We start from the raw sequence: 23,621 nt of genomic DNA, 5'->3' as shown, positions 1-23,621 counted from the left end.
AAGGCTTGACACGGTAAGAGGAAAGCGTAAGATACGCAGCCTCGCAACCCGGCAGAAACAGCCGGTTGCCAACGCTCTTTAACAAATTAATCAGACAATCTGTGTGGGCGCTCGCAAGACGCTATCTCAGCCGAAAGGCAAAAAAAGATTAAAGTCTTGAAGAGTGACTGACAGTTAATTCATTACGAACTAACAGTAAGATTCTTTGAGCATCAAACTTTTAATTGAAGAGTTTGATCATGGCTCAGATTGAACGCTGGCGGCAGGCCTAACACATGCAAGTCGAGCGGCAGCGGGGGAAAGCTTGCTTTCCTGCCGGCGAGCGGCGGACGGGTGAGTAATGTCTGGGGATCTGCCCGATGGAGGGGGATAACCACTGGAAACGGTGGCTAATACCGCATAACCTCTTTGGAGCAAAGTGGGGGACCTTCGGGCCTCACGCCATCGGATGAACCCAGATGGGATTAGCTAGTAGGTGGGGTAAAGGCTCACCTAGGCGACGATCCCTAGCTGGTCTGAGAGGATGACCAGCCACACTGGGACTGAGACACGGCCCAGACTCCTACGGGAGGCAGCAGTGGGGAATATTGCACAATGGGCGCAAGCCTGATGCAGCCATGCCGCGTGTATGAAGAAGGCCTTCGGGTTGTAAAGTACTTTCAGCGGGGAGGAAGGCGCAAGGTTGAATACACCTTGCGATTGACGTTACCCGCAGAAGAAGCACCGGCTAACTCCGTGCCAGCAGCCGCGGTAATACGGAGGGTGCAAGCGTTAATCGGAATTACTGGGCGTAAAGCGCACGCAGGCGGTCAATTAAGTTAGATGTGAAATCCCCGGGCTTAACCTGGGAATGGCATCTAAGACTGGTTGGCTAGAGTCTCGTAGAGGGGGGTAGAATTCCACGTGTAGCGGTGAAATGCGTAGAGATGTGGAGGAATACCGGTGGCGAAGGCGGCCCCCTGGACGAAGACTGACGCTCAGGTGCGAAAGCGTGGGGAGCAAACAGGATTAGATACCCTGGTAGTCCACGCTGTAAACGATGTCGATTTGGAGGTTGTGGCCTTGAGCTGTGGCTTCCGGAGCTAACGCGTTAAATCGACCGCCTGGGGAGTACGGTCGCAAGATTAAAACTCAAATGAATTGACGGGGGCCCGCACAAGCGGTGGAGCATGTGGTTTAATTCGATGCAACGCGAAGAACCTTACCTACTCTTGACATCCACGGAATTCTGCAGAGATGCGGAAGTGCCTTCGGGAACCGTGAGACAGGTGCTGCATGGCTGTCGTCAGCTCGTGTTGTGAAATGTTGGGTTAAGTCCCGCAACGAGCGCAACCCTTATCCTTTGTTGCCAGCACGTTATGGTGGGAACTCAAGGGAGACTGCCGGTGATAAACCGGAGGAAGGTGGGGATGACGTCAAGTCATCATGGCCCTTACGAGTAGGGCTACACACGTGCTACAATGGCGGATACAAAGAGAAGCGACCTCGCGAGAGCAAGCGGACCTCATAAAGTCTGTCGTAGTCCGGATTGGAGTCTGCAACTCGACTCCATGAAGTCGGAATCGCTAGTAATCGTAGATCAGAATGCTACGGTGAATACGTTCCCGGGCCTTGTACACACCGCCCGTCACACCATGGGAGTGGGTTGCAAAAGAAGTCGGTAGCTTAACCTTTTGGAGGGCGCTGACCACTTTGTGATTCATGACTGGGGTGAAGTCGTAACAAGGTAACCGTAGGGGAACCTGCGGTTGGATCACCTCCTTAACCAACGATGGTGAAATGTGAGTGTTCACACAGATTGTCTGATAGAAGAAGAGACGGGCTCGGTATAGGCTTGTAGCTCAGGTGGTTAGAGCGCACCCCTGATAAGGGTGAGGTCGGTGGTTCAAGTCCACTCAGGCCTACCAACTTTTTTTGTCCGATTCGATGGGGCTATAGCTCAGCTGGGAGAGCGCCTGCCTTGCACGCAGGAGGTCAGCGGTTCGATCCCGCTTAGCTCCACCATCCTCTTCTTAAATAACAAAAAGTATTTCAGAACACATTAAAAACAGTGTGTTATGGAATATTTGCTCTTTAACAATCTGGAACAAGCTGAAAATTTGAAACAATCGATGTTGTTGAACGATAACATTGATGAGTCTCTCAAAAACTCCAGTCCGAAGACACCTTCGGGTTGTGAGGTTAAGCGACTAAGCGTACACGGTGGATGCCTAGGCAGTCAGAGGCGATGAAGGACGTGCTAATCTGCGAAAAGCGCCGGTGAGCTGATATGAAGCGCTATCAGCCGGCGATGTCCGAATGGGGAAACCCAGTGCAATCCGTTGCACTATCCTTGCCTGAATTCATAGGGTAAGGAGGCGAACCGGGGGAACTGAAACATCTCAGTACCCCGAGGAAAAGAAATCAACCGAGATTCCCCCAGTAGCGGCGAGCGAACGGGGAGGAGCCCAGAGCCATCAGCGATAGGCGTGTCAGGAGAACGGTCTGGAAAGGCCGGCAGTAAAGGGTGAAAGCCCCGTATCCGAAGACATGCCTATTGTGAGCTCAACGAGTAGGGCGGGACACGTGGTATCCTGTCTGAACATGGGGGGACCATCCTCCAAGGCTAAATACTCCTGACTGACCGATAGTGAACCAGTACCGTGAGGGAAAGGCGAAAAGAACCCCGGCGAGGGGAGTGAAAGAGAACCTGAAACCGTGTACGTACAAGCAGTGGGAGCCTTGATTTATCAGGGTGACTGCGTACCTTTTGTATAATGGGTCAGCGACTTATATTCTGTAGCAAGGTTAACCGAATAGGGGAGCCGCAGGGAAACCGAGTCTTAACTGGGCGTTAAGTTGCAGGGTATAGACCCGAAACCCGGTGATCTAGCCATGGGCAGGTTGAAGGTTGGGTAACACTAACTGGAGGACCGAACCGACTAATGTTGAAAAATTAGCGGATGACTTGTGGCTGGGGGTGAAAGGCCAATCAAACCGGGAGATAGCTGGTTCTCCCCGAAAGCTATTTAGGTAGCGCCTCGTGAATTCATCTTCGGGGGTAGAGCACTGTTTCGGCTAGGGGGTCATCCCGACTTACCAACCCGATGCAAACTGCGAATACCGAAGAATGTTATCACGGGAGACACACGGCGGGTGCTAACGTCCGTCGTGAAGAGGGAAACAACCCAGACCGCCAGCTAAGGTCCCAAAGTCATGGTTAAGTGGGAAACGAAGTGGGAAGGCTCAGACAGCCAGGATGTTGGCTTAGAAGCAGCCATCATTTAAAGAAAGCGTAATAGCTCACTGGTCGAGTCGGCCTGCGCGGAAGATGTAACGGGGCTAAACCATGCACCGAAGCTGCGGCAGCGACATTTAGGTGTTGTTGGGTAGGGGAGCGTTCTGTAAGCCGGAGAAGGTGAACTGTGAGGTTTGCTGGAGGTATCAGAAGTGCGAATGCTGACATAAGTAACGATAAAGCGGGTGAAAAACCCGCTCGCCGGAAGACCAAGGGTTCCTGTCCAACGTTAATCGGGGCAGGGTGAGTCGACCCCTAAGGCGAGGCCGAAAGGCGTAGTCGATGGGAAACGGGTTAATATTCCCGTACTCGGTGTGGCTGCGAAGGGGGACGGAGAAGGCTATGTCATCCGGGCGACGGTCGTCCCGGTTTAAGCGTGTAGGCTGGCATCCCAGGGAAATCCGGGGTGCTTTAAGGCTGAGGCGTGATGACGAGGCACTATGGTGCTGAAGTGACAGATGCCCTGCTTCCAGGAAAAGCCTCTAAGCATCAGGTCACATTGAATCGTACCCCAAACCGACACAGGTGGTCAGGTAGAGAATACTCAGGCGCTTGAGAGAACTCGGGTGAAGGAACTAGGCAAAATGGTGCCGTAACTTCGGGAGAAGGCACGCTGGCGTTAGGTGAAGGGACATGCGCCCGGAGCCGAGGCCAGTCGCAGATACCAGCTGGCTGCAACTGTTTAATAAAAACACAGCACTGTGCAAACACGAAAGTGGACGTATACGGTGTGACGCCTGCCCGGTGCTGGAAGGTTAATTGATGGGGTTAGCCGCAAGGCGAAGCTCTTGATCGAAGCCCCAGTAAACGGCGGCCGTAACTATAACGGTCCTAAGGTAGCGAAATTCCTTGTCGGGTAAGTTCCGACCTGCACGAATGGCGTAATGATGGCCAGGCTGTCTCCACCCGAGACTCAGTGAAATTGAACTCGCTGTGAAGATGCAGTGTACCCGCGGCAAGACGGAAAGACCCCGTGAACCTTTACTATAGCTTGACACTGAACCTTGAGCCTTGATGTGTAGGATAGGTGGGAGGCTGTGAAGTGTGGACGCCAGTCTGCACGGAGCCATCCTTGAAATACCACCCTTGAATGTTTGATGTTCTAACGTAGGCCCGTGAACCGGGTTGCGGACAGTGTCTGGTGGGTAGTTTGACTGGGGCGGTCTCCTCCCAAAGCGTAACGGAGGAGCACGAAGGTTAGCTAATCACGGTCGGACATCGTGAGGTTAGTGCAAAGGCATAAGCTAGCTTGACTGCGAGAGTGACGGCTCGAGCAGGTACGAAAGTAGGTCTTAGTGATCCGGTGGTTCTGAATGGAAGGGCCATCGCTCAACGGATAAAAGGTACTCCGGGGATAACAGGCTGATACCGCCCAAGAGTTCATATCGACGGCGGTGTTTGGCACCTCGATGTCGGCTCATCACATCCTGGGGCTGAAGTAGGTCCCAAGGGTATGGCTGTTCGCCATTTAAAGTGGTACGCGAGCTGGGTTTAGAACGTCGTGAGACAGTTCGGTCCCTATCTGCCGTGGGCGTTGGAAGATTGCAAGGGGCTGCTCCTAGTACGAGAGGACCGGAGTGGACGCACCACTGGTGTTCGGGTTGTCATGCCAATGGCACTGCCCGGTAGCTAAGTGCGGAAGAGATAACCGCTGAAAGCATCTAAGCGGGAAACTTGCCTTAAGATGAGTCTTCCCTTGTCCCTTGAGGACACTGAAGGAACGTTCGAGACGAGGACGTAGATAGGCTGGGTGTGTAAGCGTTGCGAGACGTTGAGCTAACCAGTACTAATGAACCGTGCGGCTTAACCTGACAACACCGAAGGTGTTTTGGGCATGAGAGAAGACAGTTTCAGAGAAAAAACAGCTTGTTCGGGATTGAAAACAGGATTTGTCTGGCGGCAAGAGCGCGGTGGTCCCACCTGACCCCATGCCGAACTCAGCAGTGAAACGCCGTAGCGCCGATGGTAGTGTGGGGTCTCCCCATGCGAGAGTAGGGAACTGCCAGACATTCAATCAGTCAGAGAAGCCATCCGTCACCGGATGGCTTTTTTGCGTTTGCAGCACCCGCCATATCATGTCAACTCCAGCCTGTTCCTGATTTTTTCTTCCTTATTCTGATTACCATTTTCTATATAACAAAATGAAATAATTTCAATTTGAGTACAATAACTCGACATTTACCTTCCATTTTGGTTAAATTTGGCTATCTAGAAGTCTAAATGTATAAATTATAATAGTCGAGGTTTCGAGCAATGCCAATTCGTGTACCAGATGAATTACCTGCGGTAAATACTCTTCGCAATGAAAACATCTTTGTTATGACATCAACGCGTGCCAGTATTCAGAATATTCGTCCACTGAAGGTATTGCTACTTAACCTAATGCCAAAGAAGATAGAAACTGAAAATCAGTTTATTCGACTATTATCTAACACACCGCTTCAAATCGACATTCAATTGCTACGTATCGATAGTCGTCAATGTAAAAATACTCCTGCTGAACATTTAGATACCTTTTATTGTGATTTTGATTCAATAAAAGATCAAAATTTCGATGGATTGATTGTCACGGGCGCCCCTTTAGGACTCGTTGAATTTGAGGATGTGATCTATTGGAGTGAAGTTGAAAAAGTAGTGACTTGGGCAAAAGAACATGTTACATCGACACTTTTTGTCTGTTGGGCGGTTCAGGCTGCGTTAAAAGTACTTTATCACCTGCCTAAATATACACGAAAAACTAAACTATCTGGTGTTTATCTCCATTCAACTTTAGATCCTTTAGCATTATTAACCCGTGGATTTGACGAAACATTTTTTGCTCCTCACTCACGTTTTGCTGATTTTCCTGAATCGCTAATTCGTGAACATACGGATTTAGATATTTTAGCCTCTTCAGAAGAGGCTGGGGCTTATTTATTTGCCAGCAAAGACAAAAGATTAGTATTTGTGACAGGGCACCCTGAATATGATGCAGGTACATTAGCCGCGGAATATTGGCGTGATCGTGCTGCTGATCTGGAGCCAGAATTGCCTGTCAATTACTTTCCAAATAACGATCCTGCGAATAAACCTGTTGCGTCTTGGCGTAGTCATGGTCATTTACTGTTTTCAAATTGGTTGAATTATTATGTGTACCAAATTACGCCGTATGATCTCGCTTTTATGAACCCCACCTTAGATTAAGTCTAATTTAAGTTTTAGATAAAAATGAGAAGCTACTGAAGCGAGTCACTTCTCATTTTATTAATTTTCCTTCTGTTGTTGTCGTTCAATAGCCATTCGTTATTTTTCATGCATAACAAAAACTTAACATTGACGCATCCAATTTTTTGGAATTTACTTCCCTGATTGCTTTGTCTTTAATCTTAATTAACTTATTGATTTAAAAAAATTAATTTTCGTTATTGAAAATAATGGAAACTGTTTTTGATTTATTTTTTTAATTGATTACTCTTAAGCAGATGAATATTTAAAAGTGAGAAGTGGGGAGATTATGCAGCAGGTATTAACAACAAAATTAACTTTTATTAAACCTTTTGGAAAAGCCGAGAATCAGGTGTTACCACCTGAATCTATTCGATTTTTAGAGGATTTGATTATCGAATTTTCTGACAGACGTACAAAGTTATTGGATGAACGTGTACATTGGCAGGAAAAAATAGATAACGGCTTATTACCAAATTTTATTTCGGAAACAGATTCCATTAGAAATGGAGATTGGAAAATTCAGGGAATACCAAATGATCTAAAAGATCGTCGGGTTGAAATAACGGGACCTGTAGAACGGAAGATGGTTATCAATGCCTTAAATGCAAATGTGAAAGTATTTATGGCAGATTTTGAGGATTCATTAGCGCCTGAATGGGATAAGGTCATCAATGGGCAAATTAACTTACGGGATGCTGTCAATAATACGATCTCATATACCAATGAGCAGGGTAAGCGTTATGAATTGAAAGCTGACCCAGCAGTATTGATTGCTCGGGTTAGAGGTTTGCACTTGCCGGAAAAACACATTCTCTATAATAATGAACCGATTTCTGGCGGATTGTTTGATTTTGCTCTCTATTTCTACTTGAATCATAAGAAGTTACTGCAAAAAGGTAGTGGCCCTTATTTTTACCTACCCAAAATACAAAGCTACCATGAAGCACAATGGTGGAGTGATGTTTTCAGTTTTGCAGAATCACGTTTCAATTTGCCAATAGGTACGATTAAAGCAACGGTTTTGATTGAAACATTACCAGCCGTATTCCAGATGGATGAAATTCTCTATCACTTACGTCATCACATTGTTGGCTTAAATTGTGGGCGCTGGGATTATATTTTCAGTTATATCAAGACACTGAAAAATCATGCTGACCGCGTTTTGCCGGATCGTCAATCCGTTACGATGACACAACCTTTCTTAAGCGCCTATTCTCGCTTGCTGATTAAAACTTGTCATAAACGCGGTGCGTTTGCAATGGGAGGAATGTCGGCATTTATTCCGAGTAAAGATCCGGTGCAAAATCAGCAAGTTTTGGACAAAGTCAGAGCAGATAAAGAGTTAGAAGCTGATAACGGCCATGATGGTACATGGGTTGCGCATCCAGGGCTTGCGGATATTGTCATGGAGATATTTGACGCAAAATTGGGAGAGCATCAAAACCAATTAACCGTTTTGCGCGAAGAAGATGATGCGATTACGGCTGAACAATTGCTTGCTCCTTGTTTGGGAGAAAGAACGGAAGAGGGAATGCGCGCAAATATTCGTGTTGCAGTTCAGTACATAGAGGCCTGGATTTCGGGGAATGGATGTGTGCCGATTTACGGTTTGATGGAAGATGCTGCTACGGCAGAAATCTCCCGAACTTCTATTTGGCAATGGATTCGCCATGAAAAATCACTCTCTAATGGTAAAAAAGTGACAAAAGAACTGTTCAGAGAAATGTTGAAAGAAGAATTAGCTGTTATTAGACAGGAAGTCGGGGAGCAGCGCTTTAATCAAGGGCGATTTACAGAAGCTTCTGATTTGATGGAAAGAATTACCACTCAGGACAACTTAATTGATTTCCTGACATTACCTGGTTATCAGTTATTAGACTAACTTAAAGACAATAATGGCAAACATATCCGATTAATTAAGTATAGGAAGTAGAACATCATGACCATCTCCCGGAAACAACAAATCGCTCAACTGGAACAAGAGTGGCAACAACCGCGTTGGAAAGGTATCACTCGTCCATATAGTGCTGAAGATGTCGTTAAATTGCGTGGCTCTATCAACCCTGAATATACTTTGGCGCAGATAGGGGCGAAAAAGTTATGGAAGTTGCTGAATAGCAACTCGAAAAAAGGCTATGTGAACGCGCTTGGAGCACTGACTGGCGGTCAGGCACTTCAGCAAGCAAAAGCAGGTATTGAGGCGGTTTATCTTTCCGGCTGGCAAGTGGCGGCAGATGCAAATACCGCAGCCAGTATGTATCCTGATCAGTCATTGTACCCCGTTGATTCTGTTCCTAATGTCATCAAGCGTATCAATAATAGCTTCCGTCGGGCAGATCAAATCCAATGGTCAAATGGTATCGATCCAGACAGTCAGGAATATATTGATTATTTCCTGCCGATTGTCGCGGATGCGGAAGCCGGATTTGGTGGTGTACTCAACGCATTTGAACTGATGAAAGCGATGATCGAGGCTGGTGCTGCCGCAGTGCATTTTGAAGACCAGTTGGCAGCAGTAAAAAAATGTGGACACATGGGTGGCAAAGTCTTGGTTCCGACGCAAGAGGCTATTCAGAAGCTGATAGCTGCACGGTTGGCGGCGGATGTATCCGGTGTACCCACCTTGTTAATTGCGCGTACTGATGCAGATGCAGCGGATTTACTAACTTCAGATTGCGATCCTTATGACAAAGCCTTCATTACTGGTAAACGAACCGGTGAAGGTTTCTATTGTACACGTGCCGGCATTGAACAAGCGATTAGCCGTGGATTGGCTTATGCTCCTTACGCCGATGTTGTCTGGTGCGAAACCTCTACGCCAGATATTGAAGCGGCTCGTTGTTTTGCTGAGGCCATCCATAATAAATATCCTGGCAAGTTGTTGGCCTATAACTGTTCACCTTCTTTCAACTGGAAAAAGAATCTGGATGATAAAACGATCGCCAGTTTCCAGGATCAGTTATCTGATATGGGATATAAATTCCAGTTCATTACACTAGCGGGTATACATAGCATGTGGTTCAACATGTTTGATTTAGCCTACGATTATGCCCGTGGTGAAGGAATGAAACACTATGTTGAAAAAGTTCAGGAACAAGAGTTTGCTGCCCTTGAGCGTGGTTATACATTCTCCTCACATCAGCAGGAAGTGGGAACGGGATATTTTGATAAAGTGACCACGATTATTCAGGGAGAGAGTTCTTCTGTTACTGCATTAACCGGATCGACAGAAGAACAGCAATTCTAACTTCATTATATTGATGGAGATAATAAGCGATTGGGGGAATTCCATAAGGAATACCCCTTTACGTGTCGGATAAAGGTGGCTAAATATGGAAATAGATCTCGCACATTTAATTGCACAAACCATTTTGCAAGGATTTGATGCGCAATATGGTCGATTTCTGGAAGTCACTTCTGGGGCACAGCAACGTTTTGAACAGGCTGACTGGCAGGCTGTGCAACAGGCCATGAAAAAGAGAATTAACTTGTATGATCATCATGTTGGATTGGTGGTGGAGCAATTGAAGCGAATTCATACTCCATTACAATATGATGAAGATTATATTGCCGAAGTTAAAGCGGTTTATACCTGTTTATTGCCTGATTATCCGCGTTTTGAAATTGCAGAAAGTTTTTTTAATTCGGTTTATTGTCGTTTCTTTAAACATCGTAATTTGAAACCAGAAAATCTCTATATATTTTCTTCTCAACCCTCTTCCCGTTTTCGCCATATTTCTCGCCCATTATCACGGGATTTTTTTCCTAATGGGAATCTCTCATCAATGTTGCGCACTATCTTAAATGATTTACCATTGCGTCTTAAATGGGAAGATTTGGATCGGGATATTGGTTATATCATGCAATATTTACAGAATACATTTTCCCAATGCGATTTATTCTATTCCACGTTTCAAATCGCTAATGAACTGTTTTATCGTAATAAGGCCGCCTGGCTGGTAGGAAAAATCAGGATTGGAGCGACAGTTTATCCCTTTTTGTTGCCGATTCATCATAATGAGTCGGGAGGAATATTTATTGATACCTGCCTGACCAACCACGATGATGCCAGTATTGTTTTTGGTTTTGCTCGCTCCTATTTTATGGTTTACGCGCCTTTGCCCGCAGCTTTAGTTGAGTGGTTGCGTGAAATTCTTCCGACGAAATCCACGGCGGAGCTATACATGGCAATAGGCTGTCAAAAGCACGGTAAGACAGAATACTATCGTGAATATTTGACATTCATTAATTCCACTCAGGAACAGTTTACGATTGCGCCCGGTGTGAAGGGCATGGTAATGCTGGTTTTCACCTTCCCTTCATTTGATCGTGTCTTTAAAGTGATTAAAGACAAATTTGCGCCCCAGAAAGAGGTTTCTCAAGAGCGTGTTCAGGAGTGCTACCGTTTGGTAAAAGAGCATGATCGTGTTGGAAGAATGGCTGATACACAGGAATTCGAAAACTTTGTCATTGATAAATGCCATATTAGCCCTGAGTTAATGGAAGAATTGCAAAAAGAGATACCAGAAAAGTTAGAAGATTTTGGCGATAAAATCTTAATAAAGCATCTTTATATGGAGCGTAAGATGGTGCCATTGAATATTTATATGGAACACGTTAACGAGGCGCAATTGAAAGATGTGATCGAAGAATATGGAAATGCTATTAAACAATTGGCTGCCGCTAATATTTTTCCGGGTGATATGTTGTTTAAAAACTTCGGTGTAACACGTCACGGAAGGGTCATTTTTTACGATTATGATGAAATCTGCTATATGACCGAAGTAAACTTTCGGGATATTCCTCCACCACGTTATCCAGAAGATGAGTTGGCGAGTGAACCTTGGTACAGCGTTGCGGTTAACGATGTGTTTCCAGAAGAGTTTCGCTATTTTTTATGCACTGACAAACGTATTCAGTATTATTTTGAAGAAAGTCACAGTGATTTATTTAAAGCTGATTACTGGCGAGCATTACAAGAACGTATTAAGAACGGACATGTAGAAGATGTTTTTGCTTATCGCCGTAGACAGCGGTTTAGCCAGCGTACTGAAATGGACGAAATAAGCAATAATAAATAGCGGTATTATCACAGCTAAAGATAATGCTTATCATCCCAGTGAATGATAATCCCCGCAGATTTTGCCATGGCAATGAGATACATCGTCAGATTGCTTGATCCTCCGGTTGCCAGCAAGGCAAAAGTTACTTAATTCCACCGTATTCTCGGCTAATTGCTTTTGCTGCGCGCATGACAAGTGCGCCAAGTTCAGTTACCCGATCATTAGAAATACGTGATACTGGGCCGGAGATGGAAATAGCAGCAAAGGCTTCATGATGCTCATCATAGATACAGGCAGCAATACAGCGCAATCCTAACGCGTGTTCTTCATCATCAAATGAAAAACCTTGCTTGCGGATCTGTTCGAGATTTTCTGTTAATGCTGCGGCGGTGGTACAGGTATGTTGGGTATAAGCGTGCATCCCTTTTTTATGCAGCAATTGGAGGCGTTTTTGCTCAGATAGAGTAGACAGTAGGGCTTTTCCAGCGCCGGAAGCGTGCATCGGTAGCTTACCGCCAATAGGAGCGGACATTCTCATCAGCGCATTACATTGTACTTGATCGACAATGACGGCTTCATACTCATCAAGATTTAGGATAGCAAGGTTGACGGTTTCACCGGAATCTTCCATTAATTGGCGCAATATTGGATGAACCAGCACCATCAGATTACGGCTCTGTAAGAAACTACTGCCAACGACAAAAGCATGGGAAGCGATCACCCATAACCCTAGATCACCTATCTGGCGGACAAAACCATGTTGCTGCAAAGTGGTCAAAAGACGATGGGTGGTGGAGTTGGGCAGACCAGCTTGTATCGCCAGATCAGTCAAGGCAACACCAACAGGTGAATCGGAAATATATTCCAAAAGTGTCAGCCCTCGGCTTAAAGATTGAACCTGACCGCTTGCAGCGGCACTGTTTGTCATCATCTTAGTTTTTTTTATGCGTTTGCTAGCAACGGCTGTGTTCATAAGATTCCCTCTGAATAATAGTCTGCTTGCAACAATAGGCGCTGCGATAGACAAAAAATGGAATTTATTTTCGTTTTCTTATTATGGATGATAAAGAGGGGAAAAACACATCCGATGTGTTCATTCATAAGTTTGATTTATTATCTTCTCTGTAAGATCAAAAAAACCCGCTTCTCATGCGGGTTTTCTGGCACAATGTCTGACTTTATTTTGTTATTCTTCGAACAAACTCTGATGCAATGTCTGAATGACCTGTTCCGCATCGTTACCAGGAACGAGCAGACAGACATTATGGCTGCTTGCACCACAGCTAATCATCCGAATATTAAAGGGTTCCAACACACCAAAAATCCCTTTTCCCAATCCTTTTGATCGCGAAAGTTCATTACCGATAATCGCCACCAAAGCCATATCTTCTTCGACTTCCACACGGCACAATTTAGAAAGTTCAGTTAATAGCGCATTGGTGAGCAGGTTGCCATTAGTGCTGGTGGAACCTTTGGTATCCAGCGTCAGGGCGATACTGACTTCTGATGTGGTAATCAAATCCACCGAAATATTGTGGCGTGACAGTAGGGTAAAAACTTCTGCCAGAAATCCCCTGGCATGTAGCATTTTCAGGCTATGTAATGTCAGTAAAGTTTGTTTGCGGCGCAAGGCCAATGCACGAAACAGTGGGGGATTTCCGGTTTTATCACAGACTACTGTACCGCCTGCCTGTGGCTCTTTGCTGGAGCCGACAAATACCGGAATGCCACAGCGAACCGCCGGTAACAGGGTGGCAGGATGGAGGATTTTGGCACCAAAAGTTGCCATTTCTGCTGCTTCATCAAAGGCAATTTTATTGATGCGCTTAGCTGTAGAAACAATACGGGGATCAGTCGTGTAGATGCCTGGAACATCTGTCCAGATATCAACACGCTGTAAACCCAGCGCTTCACCCAGTAAGGCTGCGGTATAATCACTGCCACCTCGCCCCAGTGTAGTTGTACGACCTTTTTCTTCTCTGCCAATAAACCCCTGAGTGATGACGATTGTATCGTTCAGGCGAGGATGAAGGTATTCTATTGCCAAAGTATGGAGTTGGAGTATATCCGGCTCTGCTTGCCCAAAGTTATCATTGGTTCGCATGATCCGACGGATATCAAACCATTCGGCACCCGTATTACGTTGACGTAGCAACTCTACAAACAATAAGGTGGACATGACTTCACCGTGGCTCACCAATTCATCGGTCAATGCTTCTGAAGTAGCAAGCGATGCTGCTTCTGACAGCATCTCAATATTTTCCAGAAGACGATCAATTTCTTCACGGATCACATCCGCTTCACTCAATCGGTCAATAATGGCGTATTGAATGTCACGGATCTGTTTCAGATAGCTCTCCCGTTTATCGTTATTGCAGCCAGCCGCCAATGCAACCAGCAAATTAGTTACGCCAGCGGAAGCTGACAGAACGACCACACGGACATTTGTATCTGCCAAAATAATGTCGGCGCAATTATTCATGGCATCAAAATCTGCCACACTAGTACCACCAAATTTTGCTACCACATACTGCGAATTAGGAGATGAAACAGCACACATGGATGATAACCTTTTGTTCGGAGAATAGTTCAGAGAATAGGCTTTTAGAAATATCGGGTTAGGCGTACGGAGTCAATGTTTGACGATAAAACATAAATAATTTTCATGATGGAAATGAAATTATCGTTTTTGCCTATCTCAACAATTAGAGCTGGAAATTATGGGCTATTTTGACCAATATCAGGAATTACAAGGAAAGGGAGATAAATCACAGCATTAAACCGTTACAATCTGTGAATTCTTATTGTTTATTGACAGTTGATAGAGAGCATTATTCATGAAAAACATCAACCCTAGCCAGACCGAAGCCTGGAAAGCATTACAGCAGCATTTTGAGCAAATGAAAAATGTGCATTTACGGGATCTGTTTGAACAGGATAAAGGACGGTTTACGGCGTTTTCTGCGACGTTTGATCAGCAGATGCTGGTGGATTACTCCAAAAACCGTATGACCGCAGAAACACTGGAGAAATTACAAGCATTGGCGCAAGAAACTGATTTAGCCAGCGCTATTCGCAGTATGTTCTCTGGTGAAAAAATCAATCGTAGCGAAGATCGTGCAGTATTGCATATTGCCCTACGTAACCGTAGTAATACCCCGATTATGGTGGATGGGGAAAACGTGATGCCGCAAGTTAATGCGGTGTTGGCGAAAATGAAATCATTCAGTGAACGTATCATCGGTGGAGAGTGGAAAGGTTATACCGGCAAAGCTATTACAGATGTCGTCAATATTGGCATTGGTGGCTCTGATCTTGGCCCTTATATGGTGACTGAGGCACTGAAAGCGTATAAGAATCACCTGAATATGCATTTTGTTTCCAATGTTGATGGAACCCACATTGCCGAAACGCTAAAAAACTTAGATCCAGAAACTACCTTGTTCTTGGTTGCTTCTAAGACGTTTACTACGCAAGAAACGATGACTAATGCACATTCTGCCCGTCATTGGTTCCTGCAAAGTGCTATTGATGAAGCGCATATTGCGAAACATTTTGCGGCATTATCTACCAATGAACATGAAGTGAAAAAATTCGGTATCGATCCCCAAAACATGTTTGAGTTTTGGGATTGGGTAGGGGGACGTTATTCGCTTTGGTCTGCAATTGGCTTATCCATTGCGCTTTCTATTGGTTATGAAAATTTCGTACAGTTGTTGAGTGGCGCTCATGCAATGGATAAACACTTTGAGCAAACCGCCTTCGAGCAAAACATTCCTGTTTTATTGGCACTGATCGGCATCTGGTACAACAATTTCTTTGGTGCAGAAACTGAAGCGATTCTGCCCTATGATCAATACATGCACCGTTTTGCGGCCTACTTCCAACAAGGCAACATGGAATCAAATGGTAAGTACATCGATCGTGATGGCAATCCCGTGAATTACCAGACAGGGCCGATTATCTGGGGTGAGCCTGGCACCAATGGTCAACATGCATTCTACCAGCTTATCCATCAGGGAACTAAATTGATCCCGTGTGATTTTATTGCACCAGCAATTAGCCATAACCCAGTGAGTGATCACCATAGCAAACTGCTCTCCAACTTCTTTGCACAAACGGAAGCACTGGCATTTGGTAAAACACAGGCTCAGGTAGAAGCTGAATTTGTGCAAGCAGGAAAAGCTGCCGAAGAGGTGGCAAATGTTGTGCCATTCAAAGTGTTTGAAGGTAACCGTCCGACCAACTCCATTTTATTACGTGAAATTACCCCATTCAGTTTGGGAGCATTAATTGCGATGTATGAACATAAAATCTTTGTTCAAGGTGCCATTCTGAATATCTTCTCATTTGATCAATGGGGTGTAGAATTGGGCAAACAATTGGCGAATCGTATTCTGCCTGAACTGCACGATGCAGAAGTTGTAACTAGCCATGACAGTTCCACAAATGGCCTGATTAACCAATTTAAAGAGTGGCGTTAATCTGAACCTCCATATTATCTAATATTTTCTCACCTTAATAACAATAGTTATTAAGGTGAGTTTTTTTGTGATTTACATAATTTGTTATCAACTTTTAATTTTATTGGTCTGCAACATGATATCCTCACTCCCCATTCGTTGTGCTGTCGGGGAAATTGATATTCCCCGCAATGGGAAAATAATAATGGCAGATGACACAATATTAAATTCAACCCCCATCCACTGGTTATCATCAAATGAGACTGACCTTCTGCCTGGATCTGTTTTAGATTGGCTGATGGAAGTAGGCTCTATGACACATCGCTTTGAACAACATTGCCAGCATGTATCGGTTGCTCCTTTTAGGGAGAATTTTATCACTCTGGAAGAGTTAAATGATGAAAGTGAGCACTTACCTGTAAGTGAAAAATATTGGTTACGTGAAATTGTCTTGTATGGGGATAACATCCCGTGGCTTTTGGGACGCACAGTTATTCCTGAGGAAACCCTCACTGGCCCAGATGAAAAATTGGTGGATGTGGGAACTGTTCCTCTTGGACGTTATCTTTTTAGTGGTAATAATTTAACACGAGATTATATTCAAATAGGCCGGCAGGGCGAGCGTTGGGCACGCCGTTCTTTATTGAGGCTGTCGGGCAAGCCACTGCTGCTCACAGAGGTTTTTTTACCGAATTCACCTGTATATAAATAGAATTAAGTTCCACAGAACTAAAGGGGAGAAATAGATTGAAGGTCAGTATGACGCGGAATAAATGGCGTGCTTATTGCCGTTTAATGCGTATCGATAAACCCATTGGCACATTATTACTATTATGGCCAACATATTGGGCATTGTGGATCGCCACAAAAGGTATGCCAGATTTGCACATAGGGTTAGTGTTTACTCTCGGTGTGTTTTTCATGCGCGCGGCGGGATGTTGCATTAATGATTTCGCAGACAGAAAATTTGATGGGTATGTAGAACGGACAAAATCTCGTCCTCTTCCCAGTGGGGATGTTACCGAAAAAGAAAGCAAAATCTTGTTTGCCACACTGATACTCATTTCTTTTGCGCTGGTTCTGACACTGAATAAAATGACAATTGCATTGTCGGTTGTTGGTCTGGCACTGGCGTGGATTTACCCTTTTGTCAAGCGCGTTAGTCACTTGCCACAAGTTGTGTTAGGTGCTGCTTACGGCTGGTCAATTCCTATGGCATTTTCCGCAGTAAGTGAGTCCTTACCATTAGAATGCTGGCTACTATTTTTCGCCAATATTATTTGGTCTGTAATTTATGATACGCAGTATGCAATGGTTGATCGTAACGATGACCTGAAAATTGGCGTGAAATCGACCGCTGTGCTTTTCGGACGCTTTGATAAACTGATAATTGGCATTCTGCAATTCATCATGCTGGGCATATTGGTCTTAGTTGGTGGGATAGCGAATCTGGGGGAATATATTATTGGACAGTATTGCTGGCAACAGCATTATTCGTTTATCAGCAGAAACTGATCACAAATCGGGAAAGATCTGCCTGTTTTCAGTCATTTATGAACAATAACTACGTTGGTTTAGTTCTATTCCTCGGCATCTTTTTTAGCTATATCTAGTATGGCGTAGCTTTAATATAACGGGCGTTTATCCGCCCGTTAATTTCTTGCTTCCATAACCAGTTTGGCATCGTTATGGTTGATCTTGCGCTATCTGTACAGGTTCATTCTGTTCTGGTGGCATACTGACACTTTCAATCGTCAAGCGAATTTCAGGTGACATTAGCTCACTCAATACATGATAGAGTTCCTGAGCACTGGTTGTAATCATATCGCCGCTGTCTTGAATATAACCTTCTTCGCGTAGTGTATTGACCGAGCAAGCAAAAACTGCCTTGTCAAAGAACTCCGGCGCATTGATGCCATGCAGAACTGACAGACGTTGTGCCAGCATCCTGCTCTCTTTTTCCAGTACACCACGGCTGATTTCAGGGGTAGCATTCAACAAAGAGAGCGTAATAGCATAACGTTGCAGCGTTTCCCTGATGCCGGCTGCCAGCAATTGCAGTGGGCGAATACGTGCAGGATTCAGTACCAGCATACCTTGCTCTTTGTTGCAGATAAGGCCTTGGCGTGCCAGCTCATCAATCAAGGTATTGACGACGTCGGAGAGCGTTTCCTTACTGTAACGCATGAAAAGTTCCTGCTTGATCAGCGGATAAATCAGCGCTACCTGTCTAAGCAATTCACTGCGACTGATACGGCGGTGATGCATAACAATGCTGGTAATCAAGGATGGTAGGATCAATAAGTGCTGGATATTATTACGATAATAAGTCATCAATACCGCGCTTTCACGTGGCAGGATAATAATATCTCCTAGACCGTCCTTCTCGACTTCAAACTTATTCATCATAAGAGCATGATCTAGCAACTCTTCTGCTGTTTGGTTTGGCACAGTGATATCGTCAGTGTAAGGCACATTACGCAGTAATTGCAGATAGCAATCTAACTGTTCAATAAGTTGTTCACGAGTAAGTGCTCGCTGACGTGATGACAATAATGCCGTAGTGCATAAATTGATAGCATTGGCTGCGGCAGCATTATTGATATTGACCATAATATTGTCAGCCAATTTACTGACTGTTGGAGTCAGCCATGTTGGACGCTGAGATTCTATTGGGTCAATGGAGTCACGCCATTCTGGTACATGCTGGTTCAGGTATTGTATCAACGGGATCGGTTCACCGAAATTAACGTAACCTTGTCCCAGATTACGTAATTTGCGCAACCCGCGCACCATCTGGAAAAAGCCTTCTTTTTCCTTGGTTGCACCGCGCAGCTCTTTAGCATAAGTTGCCACTTCCATCACATGTTCATAACCGATATAGATAGGCACAATCGTGATTGGACGAGACTCCCCTCGTAGCATGGCTTGCAAGGTCATGGAGAGCGTACCCGTTTTGGGATCAAGCAAACGGCCGGTACGGGAGCGTCCTCCTTCGACAAAGTATTCAACCGAATAACCGCGGGTAAACAATTCACCAAGATATTCACGAAAGATGGTTGAATAGAGCTTATTGCCTTTAAACGTGCGGCGGATAAAGAACGCTCCGAGACGACGGAATATCGGGCCGGCAGGCCAGAAATTCAGGTTAATGCCCGCCGCAATGTGCGGTGGAACCAGCCCTTGGTGATAGAGTACATAAGAGAGCAAAAGGTAGTCCATATGGCTACGATGACATGGAACATAAACCAGTTCATGGCCGTCTTGTGCCAACTGGCGAACTCGCTCGGCGTTATGAACATTGATGCCTTGATACAAACGGTTCCAGGTCCAACTTAAAACCCGATCGGTCAAGCGTACTGTTTCATAGGAAAAATCTGCCGCAATCTCTTCCAGCATATTGATGGCGTTCTGCTTGGCCTTTTCTGGAGAAATTTTCTTGCTACGAGCTTCATCAGCAATCGCTTTTTCTATTGCTTTTGATGTCAGTAACTTGTTGAACAGATCTTGTCTGGCAGGCAAACGAGGCCCAACAGCCGCAAGACGTTGGCGGGAATAGTGCATTCTAGCCACACGGGCGAGCTTATTGGCGATGATATTATCTGTACCATGTTCATCGGCCATACGGCGTAAAGACACAGGTGTGGAGAAACGGACAAAACTATCGCGTCCAAGCCATAAGATCGCAAAAAACTTCTGCACGCCATTTAGCAAACGTAATTGTGGGGTTGTATGCCCTTCTTGCCCTTCGCGTCCTGGGGAGCGACCAAACATGACGGAAACTGGCACCATCTGGATATCCAGATCGGGATTATTATGATGCAAGTCCAGATAAGAGTGAAAAATTCTCACAGATTCATGTTTTGGCGCATAACAACGGAATACACGTGGTCCGTTATCGATAAAGACACAACTAGGAAGCTGTGTGTCACCAATTTCCAAAGGATTTAACGGATCAGGCAAATCTTGCGCCAGACATTGTTGACGTAGAGTCAATAAGTCTGTTTTTGAGTGATACGGCAATATGTACAAAATAGGCCGAGTCGTATCAAGACGCAGTTCCGCAATGGGATCCGTAGGGATTAGTTTACTTTTTACTAATAATTTTAGTGGTAAATTCAATAATTTATAATATATTTTACGCCAACCTGACATAACTGCTTTAAGCCTCTTGTTAGCAATGCATCGCAAGGATACCAGAAACAGGTTTTGAGATCTGTGGAAATAAGACAATAATAAGAGCTAAAAGTTATATAACCATACAATTATTAAGTTCATTAAAGAAAATTTTTATGGCAAATCAATCAACAGGTTTGAGCCGCATCATTAAAGCGGCTGGATATTCGGCGAAAGGAATCAAGGCAGCATGGCAAAATGAAGCGGCATTCCGGCAAGAAGCAATTGCTGCCATATTTGCGATCATCATTGCATTTTCTTTAGACATTGGCTTACTTGAGAGGCTCCTCCTGATTGGTTCTGTTATGCTGGTGGTCATTGTCGAAATCCTCAATAGTGCCATAGAAGCAGTCGTGGATCGCATCGGTAGTGAATATCATGAATTATCAGGTAGAGCGAAAGATATGGGGTCAGCGGCTGTATTGCTCACCATACTCTTGGCGCTGTTCACTTGGGGAATGATCTTTTGGTCGCATTTTGTGCGCTGAGGTGGCGTATTTTTTCATCAAATACGTTATTTAGCTGCTTTTACATGCTGACAGGTTCCCAATTCGATTTTACCTGTATATACTCACAGCTTGACTGTATAAACAAACAGGGGGCGAAATGAAAGCATTAACTGCCAGGCAGCAGCAAGTCTATGACTTGGTGCGTGACCATATTTCGCAAACGGGTATGCCACCAACACGTGCTGAAATTGCAGCGCGTCTTGGTTTTCGTTCACCTAACGCAGCAGAAGAGCATTTAAAGGCACTTGCGCGTAAAGGGGTGATAGAGATTATCTCTGGTGCATCCAGAGGTATCCGTTTGCTGCTTGAAGAGCAAGATGCAGGGGCAGGATTGCCGTTGATCGGTCGTGTTGCTGCTGGGGAACCACTGCTGGCTCAGGAACACATCGAAAGTCACTATAAGGTTGATCCTGAATTATTCAAACCAAGCGCTGATTTTCTGTTACGTGTCAGTGGTATGTCCATGAAAGACATTGGGATTATGGACGGAGATTTACTGGCTGTGCATAAAACCCAGGATGTTCATAATGGGCAAGTCATTGTGGCGCGGATTGAAGATGAAGTTACAGTAAAACGCTTCAGACAAACAGGAAACAAAATTGAACTGATTGCTGAGAATCCGGAATTTAAACCCATTGTTGTTGATTTGAGCGAACAGAATTTCACTATTGAAGGATTGGCCGTTGGCGTTATTCGTAGCGGAGACTGGTTCTGATTGTAAAGGCGGATGATTGCAGTTTGCCATTCTGGGGCGGTCATTTTTCCCAAAACCCGTTAAACTTAAGTTTAGCGGGAACCTGAAAATATATGATTATATCAGTTATGACCGCCTCATTACTCAATTTGGCCTCAAGCGTTTTTTCTTATTTCTTTTTATTTTCTTCAACCGAATGATTGTGCTGGCATGTATCACGCTTTGTGCAGGATTCAATCTCATGGCAGGAAGAACACATACCATGAACTTCTATCACACTATTTCGCAAGTGAAATCCCGTACCCTGAGCTAACTGTTGAATAGCTGATTCAATATCCTTTGCATCCTTTTCGGTTACCGAACCACAAAATTCACAGATAAACATTGCCGAAGTATGACATGGCTCTTCAAAATGATGACACAGCACATAGCTGTTTGTGGATTCTATTTTGTGAATAAAGCCTTGTTCCAGCAGAAACTCCAATCCACGATAAACCGTTGGAGGCTTGGCTTGTGGCTCGACTTCACGCAATAAATCCAGCAGATCATAAGCGCTTATCGCACTAGGCTGTTCAGTGATTAAACGAAGAATTTCAAGGCGTTGAGGTGTCAAACGAACCCCTCTTGACAGGCAGATTGCTTCAGCCTGTGCCAATAACTTTTTTTGATTGATAGTTTTCATTACACCTCTCACACCTACACGATGCTAATGACTTTAATGTTATCATGTTTTTTAACCTGAGAGTGGTATCGATATGATGTTCAGTTCTCGTCTGATGTGTAATATACCCGTGAAAAAGAGTGGTTATCTTGTCATGATGAGATACTTGAAAATAAAGTTAATCCGTGGATAAGAACAATAAAATGGGCTAAAAAACGGAGAAAATAAAGTTGAAAATATTGGATAATATCTGCGAGATCAAGTTGATTGATTTGAATAATTATGTTTCTTGGATTGAAACTACATGTAGTTAAATATAGTTTATTCATAATTAACAACGGAAATGGTATTTTAAATATTCTAAATACATCTTATTTAATTAATGGATTAAAAATGAAAGAATTATTGCAAAACCACCCGAATAATAGAAGATTTCCTGTTAATGGCTTTCGGATAATCAAAAATATCCTTAAGGAAAGAAAAAGGGTGACATTTCTCAAACCTATTCAGGTAGTGGGTTTAGGTGTTCTTTGGATTGCAACACTTTTTCTGAGTGTATTATCTGTCGGAGTAACGATACTGATCTTTGATGTTAATAACGTACCTTCAAAGGGATATATACTTTGGGCTAGCTTAATTGGCTTGAGCTTACTTGGGATATATTTCTCTATTTATAGTTTCCAACGCATCAAAAATCTCCCGATTACCGAACAGAAACGTTATTACTTACAGGCAAAGTGTTCTGTTTTGCCGGAAGAAAAGCGTCAGGCATTGCGATTGCATATAATTAGTTGTTATTACGATGGTTTTTGGATAGAAACATTAGAGCATTACCCTTTAAAAAGCCGTGTTTCCCACGATAATTACCAATATCGTATCTTACCTTTATCAGATGCAGAACCTCACCAATCTCGGATCTATAAAGATTGGGGAATACTTGATGAAAAAGATTATTGGAAAATATTGCATAATTTATGGGCGGGAATGCACTCAGAGCGTTTTGCGGTTGATGCAGTTTTTACCGATGGGGACATGTTTAAGGTACTTGGCAGTTTAATTGAAGAGCCAGAGGAATATGTACAGCAATGTTCTCGTTCAATTAATGGACGCCCTCCCGCCTTACTTTGGGGGTTTGATCTTTGGCGGGCGATTGTACTCAGCCGAAATTGTTTTGCTGCGGGCTATATTAGTGAAGCAACGGCGTGGAAAAATATACTCAAAACAGCCGATTATGTTTATGAAATTTTTGGCAGCTTTGATGAATTCTACACGAATTATCGGTTAGGTAATGCTTACTGGAGTCGGGATTTTGACAAAGTAAAAGGGCGCCTGAAAGAATTTTTGTTTTACAAAGAGTATTGTGACTGGCCGATGGCTAAATTACCTTGGCCAAACCCGAAAGGTATTTTTATGGAGCAATATATGAAAGATGGTTTTGCTGATGTTGTAAATTCCATATTGCGCGATCAACAAATGGAAGGTTCACTCGACGACGATGAAGTAATGGATGAGGATAATAACCATATTGAAATTCGTGTCTTGCATTAATAGCCTGTAGGGATAGTTATGTA

The 23,621-nt window shown here is 44.2% G+C and carries 13 protein-coding genes, 2 tRNA genes, 3 rRNA genes and 1 pseudogene; 15 read left to right on the top strand and 4 right to left on the bottom strand.

Features of this window, described 5'->3' with window-relative positions; translation table 11 throughout:
- Positions 1 to 221: 221 nt before the first annotated feature.
- The 9 genes from Xish_RS05150 to aceK all read left to right on the top strand — a co-directional run bounded on the left by Xish_RS05150 (position 222) and on the right by aceK (position 11,565).
- Positions 222 to 1,764 (top strand): 16S ribosomal RNA (locus tag Xish_RS05150).
- A 66-nt stretch (positions 1,765 to 1,830) separates the two neighbouring features.
- Positions 1,831 to 1,907: transfer RNA gene (locus tag Xish_RS05145), tRNA-Ile, on the top strand.
- Positions 1,908 to 1,928: 21 nt separating this feature from the next.
- Positions 1,929 to 2,004 (top strand) — tRNA-Ala (locus Xish_RS05140).
- Positions 2,005 to 2,179: 175 nt separating this feature from the next.
- Positions 2,180 to 5,088: ribosomal RNA gene (locus Xish_RS05135) — 23S ribosomal RNA — on the top strand.
- Between the two features lie 81 nt (positions 5,089 to 5,169).
- Positions 5,170 to 5,285, top strand: a 5S ribosomal RNA gene (rrf, locus tag Xish_RS05130).
- Together the 16S, 23S and 5S rRNA genes with 2 tRNA genes alongside form the textbook arrangement of a ribosomal RNA operon.
- Before the next feature lie 245 nt (positions 5,286 to 5,530).
- On the top strand, positions 5,531 to 6,460 hold the full coding sequence (metA, locus tag Xish_RS05125; RefSeq protein WP_099116989.1) for a homoserine O-acetyltransferase MetA: 930 nt from the start codon (positions 5,531 to 5,533) through the stop codon (positions 6,458 to 6,460).
- Between the two features lie 310 nt (positions 6,461 to 6,770).
- Positions 6,771 to 8,366, top strand: coding sequence for a malate synthase A (gene aceB / locus Xish_RS05120; RefSeq protein ID WP_425274987.1), 1,596 nt, complete (start codon positions 6,771 to 6,773; stop codon positions 8,364 to 8,366).
- 57 nt (positions 8,367 to 8,423) lie between these two features.
- On the top strand, positions 8,424 to 9,731 hold the full coding sequence (gene aceA, locus Xish_RS05115) for an isocitrate lyase (RefSeq protein WP_099116988.1): 1,308 nt from the start codon (positions 8,424 to 8,426) through the stop codon (positions 9,729 to 9,731).
- Between the two features lie 85 nt (positions 9,732 to 9,816).
- A complete protein-coding gene (aceK, locus tag Xish_RS05110; protein WP_099116987.1) occupies positions 9,817 to 11,565 on the top strand; it encodes a bifunctional isocitrate dehydrogenase kinase/phosphatase in 1,749 nt (582 codons plus the stop codon).
- A gap of 124 nt (positions 11,566 to 11,689) precedes the next feature.
- Here the strand turns inward: aceK and iclR are convergent, their stop codons facing one another.
- Together iclR and lysC are read right to left on the bottom strand one after the other, a co-directional pair.
- Positions 11,690 to 12,520, bottom strand: coding sequence for a glyoxylate bypass operon transcriptional repressor IclR (iclR, locus tag Xish_RS05105; protein WP_099116986.1), 831 nt, complete (start codon positions 12,518 to 12,520; stop codon positions 11,690 to 11,692).
- 213 nt (positions 12,521 to 12,733) lie between these two features.
- Positions 12,734 to 14,107, bottom strand: coding sequence for a lysine-sensitive aspartokinase 3 (gene lysC / locus Xish_RS05100; RefSeq protein ID WP_099116985.1), 1,374 nt, complete (start codon positions 14,105 to 14,107; stop codon positions 12,734 to 12,736).
- 277 nt (positions 14,108 to 14,384) lie between these two features.
- On the opposite strand from lysC, the gene pgi reads away from it, so the two are divergent.
- From pgi to ubiA, 3 genes and pseudogenes are all read left to right on the top strand, one after another.
- Positions 14,385 to 16,031, top strand: a complete 1,647-nt coding sequence (pgi, locus tag Xish_RS05095; RefSeq protein WP_099116984.1) for a glucose-6-phosphate isomerase — start codon at positions 14,385 to 14,387, stop codon at positions 16,029 to 16,031.
- Between the two features lie 178 nt (positions 16,032 to 16,209).
- Positions 16,210 to 16,722: a chorismate lyase gene (gene ubiC / locus Xish_RS05090; RefSeq protein ID WP_099118675.1), complete on the top strand. Its 513-nt coding sequence runs from the start codon at positions 16,210 to 16,212 to the stop codon at positions 16,720 to 16,722.
- 47 nt (positions 16,723 to 16,769) lie between these two features.
- Positions 16,770 to 17,623, top strand: a pseudogene (gene ubiA / locus Xish_RS05085) (4-hydroxybenzoate octaprenyltransferase).
- 73 nt (positions 17,624 to 17,696) lie between these two features.
- Here ubiA and plsB read toward each other — a convergent pair.
- On the bottom strand, positions 17,697 to 20,165 hold the full coding sequence (plsB, locus tag Xish_RS05080) for a glycerol-3-phosphate 1-O-acyltransferase PlsB (RefSeq protein ID WP_099116983.1): 2,469 nt from the start codon (positions 20,163 to 20,165) through the stop codon (positions 17,697 to 17,699).
- A gap of 137 nt (positions 20,166 to 20,302) precedes the next feature.
- On the opposite strand from plsB, the gene Xish_RS05075 reads away from it, so the two are divergent.
- A complete protein-coding gene (locus Xish_RS05075) occupies positions 20,303 to 20,674 on the top strand; it encodes a diacylglycerol kinase (protein ID WP_099116982.1) in 372 nt (123 codons plus the stop codon).
- A gap of 118 nt (positions 20,675 to 20,792) precedes the next feature.
- Complete coding sequence (gene lexA / locus Xish_RS05070; RefSeq protein WP_099116981.1) at positions 20,793 to 21,410, top strand: transcriptional repressor LexA; 618 nt, start codon at positions 20,793 to 20,795, stop codon at positions 21,408 to 21,410.
- Positions 21,411 to 21,558: 148 nt separating this feature from the next.
- On the opposite strand, the gene zur is transcribed toward lexA, so the two are convergent.
- Positions 21,559 to 22,071 carry a zinc uptake transcriptional repressor Zur gene (gene zur / locus Xish_RS05065; protein WP_099116980.1) on the bottom strand — a complete coding sequence of 171 codons (513 nt, stop codon included), beginning with the start codon at positions 22,069 to 22,071 and terminating at the stop codon, positions 21,559 to 21,561.
- A gap of 465 nt (positions 22,072 to 22,536) precedes the next feature.
- Here zur and Xish_RS05060 point away from each other — a divergent pair, with 465 nt between their 5' ends.
- Entirely contained in the window at positions 22,537 to 23,598 is a 1,062-nt protein-coding gene (locus Xish_RS05060) for a DUF1266 domain-containing protein (protein ID WP_167383223.1), read from the top strand.
- Positions 23,599 to 23,621: the final 23 nt, after the last annotated feature.

Origin of the sequence: Xenorhabdus ishibashii (genome assembly GCF_002632755.1) — a bacterium.
Taxonomy (GTDB): Bacteria; Pseudomonadota; Gammaproteobacteria; order Enterobacterales; family Enterobacteriaceae; genus Xenorhabdus; species Xenorhabdus ishibashii.
This window is presented reverse-complemented; position numbering and strand designations above follow the sequence as displayed.